7 protein-coding genes are annotated in these 7,988 nt (G+C 61.8%); 3 read left to right on the forward strand and 4 right to left on the reverse strand.

Going from position 1 to position 7,988, the window contains the following annotated elements; genetic code table 11:
- Positions 1-139 (forward strand): hypothetical protein (locus KGB28_RS00005; protein WP_223440918.1); only part of this gene is annotated, 139 nt, incomplete at its 5' end.
- A 49-nt stretch (positions 140-188) separates the two neighbouring features.
- On the opposite strand, the gene ppk2 is transcribed toward KGB28_RS00005, so the two are convergent.
- Complete coding sequence (ppk2, locus tag KGB28_RS00010; protein ID WP_223440905.1) at positions 189-1,007, reverse strand: polyphosphate kinase 2; 819 nt, start codon at positions 1,005-1,007, stop codon at positions 189-191.
- Between the two features lie 58 nt (positions 1,008-1,065).
- Positions 1,066-2,787, reverse strand: coding sequence for a SulP family inorganic anion transporter (locus KGB28_RS00015; RefSeq protein WP_223440906.1), 1,722 nt, complete (start codon positions 2,785-2,787; stop codon positions 1,066-1,068).
- Positions 2,788-3,169: 382 nt separating this feature from the next.
- On the opposite strand from KGB28_RS00015, the gene KGB28_RS00020 reads away from it, so the two are divergent.
- Both KGB28_RS00020 and KGB28_RS00025 read left to right on the forward strand, forming a co-directional pair.
- The gene (locus tag KGB28_RS00020) at positions 3,170-3,622 is read left to right on the forward strand and encodes a hypothetical protein (RefSeq protein ID WP_223440908.1); all 453 of its coding nucleotides are present in this window, start codon (positions 3,170-3,172) and stop codon (positions 3,620-3,622) included.
- A 279-nt stretch (positions 3,623-3,901) separates the two neighbouring features.
- Entirely contained in the window at positions 3,902-4,849 is a 948-nt protein-coding gene (locus KGB28_RS00025) for an AraC family transcriptional regulator (RefSeq protein ID WP_223440910.1), read from the forward strand.
- 584 nt (positions 4,850-5,433) lie between these two features.
- On the opposite strand, the gene KGB28_RS00030 is transcribed toward KGB28_RS00025, so the two are convergent.
- A complete protein-coding gene (locus KGB28_RS00030; RefSeq protein ID WP_223440914.1) occupies positions 5,434-7,353 on the reverse strand; it encodes a tyrosine-protein phosphatase in 1,920 nt (639 codons plus the stop codon).
- A 270-nt stretch (positions 7,354-7,623) separates the two neighbouring features.
- On the reverse strand, positions 7,624-7,988 hold a 365-nt coding region (locus tag KGB28_RS00035), incomplete at its 5' end, for a hypothetical protein (protein ID WP_223440916.1).

Genomic DNA, 7,988 nt, shown 5'->3' on the forward strand with positions numbered 1-7,988 from the left:
CGGCGCGGTGTTGAAATACTTCCTGGCCCTGGAAGAAGGCATCAATCGCTTGCCCGGCTTCACGCCGGAGTTGCAGGGCGTGTACCTGAAGCAGGAAGGCGGGCGTACCCGGGCGTATGGGTACGTGATCAAGGCCTGATGGCATGCAGCAGGAGCCGGCGTGGACTGGCTCCTGCCCGATGCAACGATCAGAATTTTTCCTGAATGAACTTGAACGGATAGTTCGGATCCCGATAGTTGCCGGGACTTTGGCGCTTGGGCAGTTTCACTTTCGCCCGCGGTACTTCCTCATAGGGAATGCTGTTGAGCACATCGCTGATGATGTTCAGTCGCGCCCGTCGCTTATCATTCGAGTTGGCGACCCGCCACGGGGCGAAGTCTGTATCGGTGGCCTCGAACATGTCATCCCGGGCACGGGAGTAGTCGTACCAGCGGTTATAGGACTTGAGGTCCATGGGTGACAGCTTCCAGATCTTGCGCCCGTCGGTGATACGCTCCTTGAGCCGTCGGGTCTGTTCCTCCTGGCTCACTTCGAGCCAGTACTTGATAAGGATGATTCCCGATTCCACCAGTGCCTGCTCGACGCGCGGCACCGAGGTGAGAAAATTGCGCACCTGTTCTTCGCTGCAAAAACCCATGACCCGCTCGACTCCGGCGCGGTTGTACCAGCTGCGATCGAAGATCACCACTTCGCCGGCCGCCGGCAGGTGCGGCAGATAACGCTGCACATACATCTGGCTTTTTTCCCGTTCTGTTGGCGCCGGCAGCGCCATTACCCGGAACACTCGAGGACTGACCCGTTCGGTGAGCGCCTTGATGGTCCCGCCCTTGCCGGCGCCGTCACGGCCCTCGAAGATGATGCAGACCTTGGCGCCCGTGTGCTGCACCCACTCCTGCAGCTTGACCATCTCGACATGCAGCCGCGCCAGTTCCTCGAGATACACCTTGTTCTTGAGCTTGCCGCTTTCTACCGGTTTGCTTTTGCTTACCGCCTTCTTCTTCGCCATGCCCGTTAACTCCTTCAATGCGTCACATAGCGTCCGGAGTGCCTCCGGCCGCGTTCATTCAGCGTCGACTGCGCTGATAATGTTCAACCGCCAGTTCCAGGTTCAGGAACATGCGCGCCTCGCCCAGCGTATGGCCCAGGGGTGCCTTGATGACCATTTCCCATACGCTCGGGCTCATGCCCACCAGCCACAATGAAATGCCTTTTTCCTGCAGTTGCTGTTCCGCCCCGGTGAGCATTTTCAGCGCGGTGTATTCCAGGTCGAACACGCTGCGCAGGTCCAGGACCACGACCTTGGGTGTCGCCTCGTCGATCAGCGGCCGGATCTTGTCGGCGATGCGCTCGGCATTGGCGAAGAACACCCGACCTTCGGGCCTGAGCAACAGCAGCCCGTCAAAGTGTTCGTCGTCTGCGTGGTCGGTGGCCTGCGGGCGATAGACGTTGGTGCCGGGCTTGCGTCCCAGGACATGCACGGGAGGGTCCGAGACTTGATAAGCCAAGGCCAGCAACGAGACGATAATCGCCACGACGATCCCTTGCAGCGTGCCCAGCAGCATCACGCCGATCATGGCCACCACGGCCCAGCCAAATTCAGTACGGCGAACCGACAGGATCTCGCGAAATTCCGCCGGTTCGATCAGGCCCACCGAATACACGATCACCACGGCGGCGAGCGTGGCGTTGGGCATCAGGCCTATCAGCGGTGCCAGCAGCAGACATGTGCCCAGTGCCAGTGCAGCGGTGACCAGTGCGGCCAGTTGCGAACGGGCGCCGGCCAGGCGATTCACCGCCGTCTGGGTGGTGCCGCCACCGGCGACCATGGCCCCGAGAAACGCACCGCCGATATTGGCAACGCCGGTGGCCAGCAGCTCCCGGTTCGGTTGTGGCGCGGGCTCGTCACTGCGGGCGAACGCGCGCCCCGCCGCGATGGTTTCGGTGAAACTCATCAGCGCGATCCCCATCGCCGAGGACCACAGGGTCTCGGCCATCGACCATACCGGCAGGGTCGGCGCGGGCAACCCGATCGGCACCACGCCGACGGCGGACACACCAAAGCGCTCCAGGCCAAACAGGCTCATGCCGATGATGCCAAGCGCCACTGCAATCAAGGGTGCGGGCAGCCGGGGTGTAAAACGCTTCATGCCCACCAGCAGCAGGACCATGAACACACCGACCGCCACGGTCGGCAGCGAGGCATGGCCGACGCTCTGGACCGTGGCCACCAGGTTGTGCAGGAAGTCGCCTTTGTCGATGTGAGTACCCAGCAGCTTGGGCAACTGGTCGAGCACGATGACCACGCCGATGCCGGCCTTGAAACCCACCAGCACCGGTTCGGAAATGAAATTGGCGACGAAACCCAGGCGCAGCAGCCCCGCGACAATCAGGATCGCACCCACCATCAGGGCCAGCGTGGCGGAACCGGCGAGCAAGGTCGCCGCATCGCCATCGGGGCTGAGCTGGCCCAACGCGGAGCCGGCAAGAATGGCCAGGGTGGTCGTGGTGCTGACGCTAAGCGGGCGCGATGTGCCGAGCACGGCATAGATGACCATCGGCACCAGCACCGTGTACAGCCCGACCTGCACCGGCAGGCCGGCAATGGTGGCGTACGCCAGCGCCTTGGGAATGACCACGGCCGCTGCCGTCAGCCCGGCGACCACATCGCCACGCAGCCAGTCTGGCCGGTAGCTGCCGAGCCATTCCGGGATCAACAGGCTGCGCAAGGTTCCCCGCTGTGGAGTGCCGGGAATCCGCTCTTGCGGATGGCTGCCTTGTTGATTCATCAGTCACTCCAGTGGCAAATCGTCCATGCGGATGATGAGTGGGCTCAACTGACCGCACAATCCTTTAACTGCACGCGCAACCATTGCAAACCCTCATCGGCATCAAAGCGCGCGTGTCGGCAGGCAATCAGCTCAGGCTCGGGAGATTCCAAGGGTGGGGCATGGGTTGAATACACCGGCAAACGTCCGGGCAATCGGGCTCGGTAGATTACAAATGTAGTCGGTTTGCGCGGCGATGAAGGGATTCGTTGATTCAGGCCCGAAAACGTCCATCACGTCCTTCCTGAAAGGGGAAGCCTCGTATGGACGACGTCATGAAAGCGATAAATGAGCTATACCCGCTAACTCCCCCATTGCAGTTCTTCAACTCAGGAGTTTGGCAATGAAGCTAAAAACCTCACTGGCAGCACTCATGGTTGCGGCAAGCCTTTTCGGCTGCACCACTTCATCGACCCACGGCGTGAACGTCAACCTGGTCGCCACCCGGCAAAACGCCGGTCAGATCGGCACCGTCACCTTGACCGACTGGGACAAGAAAACCGGGCTCAGTTTCTTCATCAGCGGTGCTCCAATGGGGGTCACCCTGCCCCTGCGCCTTTACTCGTTCATCAATAATGGCAGCTGCCAGCAACCCGGGTCAGTCGCCTACGCGATGAACGACACCGTCAACACCGAAGCCCAACCCGTACGCGGCTGGTCCTTTACCAGAACCGCGCCTGTGCCGTTGCAAACCCTGCTTGACGGCAAGTATTCGGTGGTCGTGCGAACGGCTTCGACCGATGGCAACGTCGATATCTTTTGCGGGGATATCAAGGCAACAGAGCCGGTGAAATAGCCGCGGCCCTTGCAGGCCAGCCCACGCCCGAGTACCGCTCGCGCCACCGGTTGTCCGGTGCGAGCGGTGGCGTCGGGTGGACGGAAACGGGGCCGGCGGCAACAACCGGTAACAAACCTGTCATTACTCACTGATAACGTCCTAGCGCTTTCCCGAACCGCATCCGCTCGATCTCCGATCGCCAGCGTCCTGCACCAGGGCTTTGCCCATCCGCTCAAGGTGCCACTTCAGGTGTACGCAAGCACGACGCGCAAACAAATCATCATCAGGTCCAACGACATGAGCTGCGACGACTTTGGCGCGTTGTTCTCGAACCTGTTCGGCAACCTTTATTCCGACTCTGCACCGCCGCCGAAAAACATCATCATCGGCGGGGTCTACGGCCGGCACGAAGGTGTCAGTTTTCGCCGCATGCACTATCGCGGTGACTTCACGGTGGCTTTCCCCGCCCCTCTTGATGAAATCACCTTTGTCATTCCCACCGCCGGCAAGATCATCTTCAACCACGTTACCGAGTCGGTGGGCTTCGCCCGGATCGGCCTGGCGATCGACAAGGCCGAGGTTCGCTCGGCGCGCTTTGTCGACAATCATGCGCAGCACGGGATTTCGATCAGCCGGGCGCTGATCACCGAACGACTGTCGATGTTGCTGGGTAAGCCGATCCTGCAAAAAATCTGTTTTGAACCCGTGGTGGATCTGAGCGTACCAGCCTTGCAGGGCATCAAGGCGCTGGTGGACCTGGCCACCGGAACCGAGTTCGACCTGCTGATCAACACAGGTTCGCTGATGCCTTCACGCCTACGCGAAATGCTGGTCGATGCGGTGCTGGAAGCCTGGCCGCACAACTTCACCGAAGCCCTCCGGCGCCCTTCCCCACTGATAGCGCCGCGGCATGTGAAGCTGGCCGTCGAGTACATTCAAGAGCATTCCGACCACCTGGCCAGCGGCACCGAGCTGGCGCGATTGACCAACGTCAGCCTGCGCGCATTGCAGGAAGGTTTTCAGCGTTTCATGGGCACTTCGATCGTTGCCTATCAGCGTCAGGTACGCCTGGAGCGCGCCTTTGCCGCGCTGTCCCAGGGGGTGTCGCCGTCGGTCACAGACGTGGCCTTGCAACATGGCTTCAGCAATGTCGGGCGGTTTTGCCAGTACTTCCAGAGTGCCTACGGCATCAGCCCCGCAGACGTGAGAAAGGGTCTGCGAACGCGGCCAATGGCGACCAATTGAGGGGTTAGCGGGAGCACTCGCGAAAGCGGAATGTCAGCCGCCCTCTTCGTTAGCTGTGAGTCCGCCTTCGCGAGCAAGCCCGCTCCCACACTTTGATCGGTGTCGCACACAATTCCCGCGCACGACAAAAAACCACTGTGGGAGCGGCGGTGCGACGATTCGACTTGCTCGCGAAGACAGAGTGACATTCAACATCTACGTCGACTGACACGACGCCATCGCGAGCAGGCTCGCTCCCACCCTTTGATCGGTGTCGGACACAAATCCTGTGTACGACAAAAACCATTGTGGGAGCGAGCTTGCTCGCGAAGACAGAGTGACATTCAACATCTATACCGACTGACACGGCCTCTTCGCGAGCAAGCCCGCTCCCACCCTTTGATCGGTGCCGCACACAGTTCCCGCGCACGACAAAAAACCACTGTGGGAGCGAGCTTGCTCGCGATGGCGTCGTGTCAGGCAACATGGATGTTGAATGCAAAATCGCGATCGCGAGCTAGCTCGCTCCCACATTCAATCCGTGTCGCCCACCAATCCTGCGTACGACAAACAACACCGCTCCCACAGATTGCCTCAACTGACCGTCAGAACAGATAACTGGCCTTCAGCCCGCCATTAAAACCGTGGCTGTCGCCGCCGCCACTGGCGCCGACTTCCGCCCCTACGCTCCACGGACCAAGGTTGGCCATGACGTTGACGCCACCGGTGAACTGGTCACGGTTGTCGAAGGCGGCTTGCTGTTCAATGTCCAGGCCCAGCAGTTGCCCTTCGCTGTCGACTTCAGGGTCGCCCAACACATGCTCGTAGCCCACTTGCACGCCCGGCACCACTTGCCAGGCGCCCAGGCCGACAGGTGCAAAGGATGCGTTGAGGTTGGCCACCGCGCTCTTGCGGGTCTGGTGGATGCCGTCGACGTCCAGGGCCAGTTCGCTGCCTTTTTCCTGGAAGCCCGACAGGTTGACGTGGCTGATCCGCACGCCGAGGCTCGGCTCGAGGGTCACGCCGTTCACCGGCACACGGTAACCGAGCGCCAGGGTCGCGCCGGTGAGGTTGCCATGGCTGTCGCCCTTGGCCGTGCCCAGACCGCCGCCGAGTTCGCGCTTGCTCTCGTAATCGAGATAGCCGGCGCTGGCATCGGCATCCACAAACAGGCCACGCTCCAGGCCGTTCGGGGCAAAGCGTGCGCCGACGCTGAAGAAGGTCAGGTCGGTATCGGCCTCGCCACCTGCGCCACCGACATTGCCGCTGCTGTAGCCGAAACCGGCATGGGCGCTGAGCTGTTCGGAAAAGCGCTGGGTCAGGCCAATCATCATGCCCTGGCTATGCTCGTTGCTGCTGGAGGCCTGGGACGAACCGTCGGTGCCCAGATACCCCGCCAGGGCGGTGCTCCACAGGCGATATTGCCCGGCCTTGAGGTCGATGCCGCTGGTGAACGGCGCGGCGGCCTGTTCGATCATCGCGCCCTGGCGCAGCAGGTAGCTCGCAGCGTCGGCATTCACCTGACCGCCGATGGTGGACTCCACGCCCCCGAGGCTGCGGGCATCGATGGCCGACTGCAGGTAGTAGTTGTAGGCGCTGTAGGTGCCCGACAGGTTGCTGTTCTGCAGTTGCTGCAGCAACTGCGCACCGGCCGCGGCGTTGCCGGCCAGGTCCGCCGCGCCCGGCAGGCTGTTGTAGAACACCATCTTGCCGCGCAGCACGTAGATGGTTTCCTGGGACAGGCCGAGGCCTTGCTTGAGGTAGTTGTCCATCGTGCCGTACTGCGCGGTCACCTGGTCCAGGCCGGCTTGCAGGTAACTGGCCTCCACACCGATCAGCGGCCCATAGATGGTCGCCAGGCTCGGTGGCAAGGCCGCCATGGTCGCCTTGATGCGCGCGGCGGTGTAGTCGTTGGTCGCCAGGTAGTTGCTCATGATGGTGGCATCGTCGACCCCGGCGATGCTTTGCAGCACAGCGGCGGTCCAGCCCGTGCGGTCCTTGCCGGCTGTGCAATGGAACAGCGCGGCGCCGTCGACCGTGGCCAGCTCGTTGAACAGCTGGTTGAACTCGCTGCGCATCCCCGGGTTCCGCACGAAATCACGGTTGGTGTCCTGCATCATGGCAGTGGCTTCGGCGGCACTGTGGAACGCGATATTGGTGATGTTCGCGCCAGACGTGGAACCGCCGATGATGTCGATGTTGGTGTACGTCGCACCCGTGGGCATCGTGTCGGGCGTGGCGGCGATCTCGCTGGGCGTGCGCAGGTCGTAGACCGCCTTGATGCCCAGGCCGTTGAGGGTCGCCAGATCCGCCGCCGATGGCGTCAGCGCATTGGAGCGGTAAAACACCCCGCCACGCATGGTGCCGTCGTTGGCCGTGGTATACGCGGTGGTGAGACCGGCGACATCACGGAAGTTGTCGATGCTCTTCAGGCGTGGGGCGTTGAGGGGGACAGTCTCGGCAGCCTGGGCGGCAGCGATGGACAGGCTCAAAGCAGACAGCGAACACACAAGTCGTTGGAACACAGTGCAGCCTCATTGAAATCGCGTTGGGCTGACTAATATCTACATTGAATTGGCGCTGAACATGACAAATCGCCGGCAAACGCAAATCACTGCGCGATGTGTCCAGGTGGCTCGTTTTCTGTCCGTGTAATGCCCGTTGTGCGGCCAAGGTTGTGAGTGATGGCTGGCGGGGAACGAGATGCGCGGTGATCGCAGATCAATTTCCAGGCATAAAAAACCCGCCTTGCAGCGGGTTTTTTGCTTTTCAGAAACTGATCTGTCGCCGCGAACTCAATGGGTTTTTTTCGAGCTCGACAACCCGCCCTTACTCAAGCCTTTGGTGTTGTGCTCACCCGGCGTCGAGGCCGAAATGGCCCTGGCCTTGGCGATGCCGCGAGTATCCTTGGAGTGGGCGATGCCTGAGGTCGTGGTGCCATGACCGTTGTCATCGTTGCGCGCACTACCGTAGTGGTTCCCGCTCAGGCCATGGTCGCGTACGGATTTGCCAGCATGGTCGCTGTCCAGCCCGTTGCCGCGGCCGTTACTGCCGGAGTGGCCTGTGCCGGCGTGTCCGCCACCCATGCCGCCGCCGTGGCCTGCGCCATTTCCGCCACCATTTCCGCCGCCGTTTCCACCGCCGTTTCCACCGCCGCCAC

The organism is Pseudomonas sp. BF-R-19 (assembly GCF_019956445.1).
GTDB lineage: Bacteria > Pseudomonadota > Gammaproteobacteria > Pseudomonadales > Pseudomonadaceae > Aquipseudomonas > Aquipseudomonas fluorescens_BH.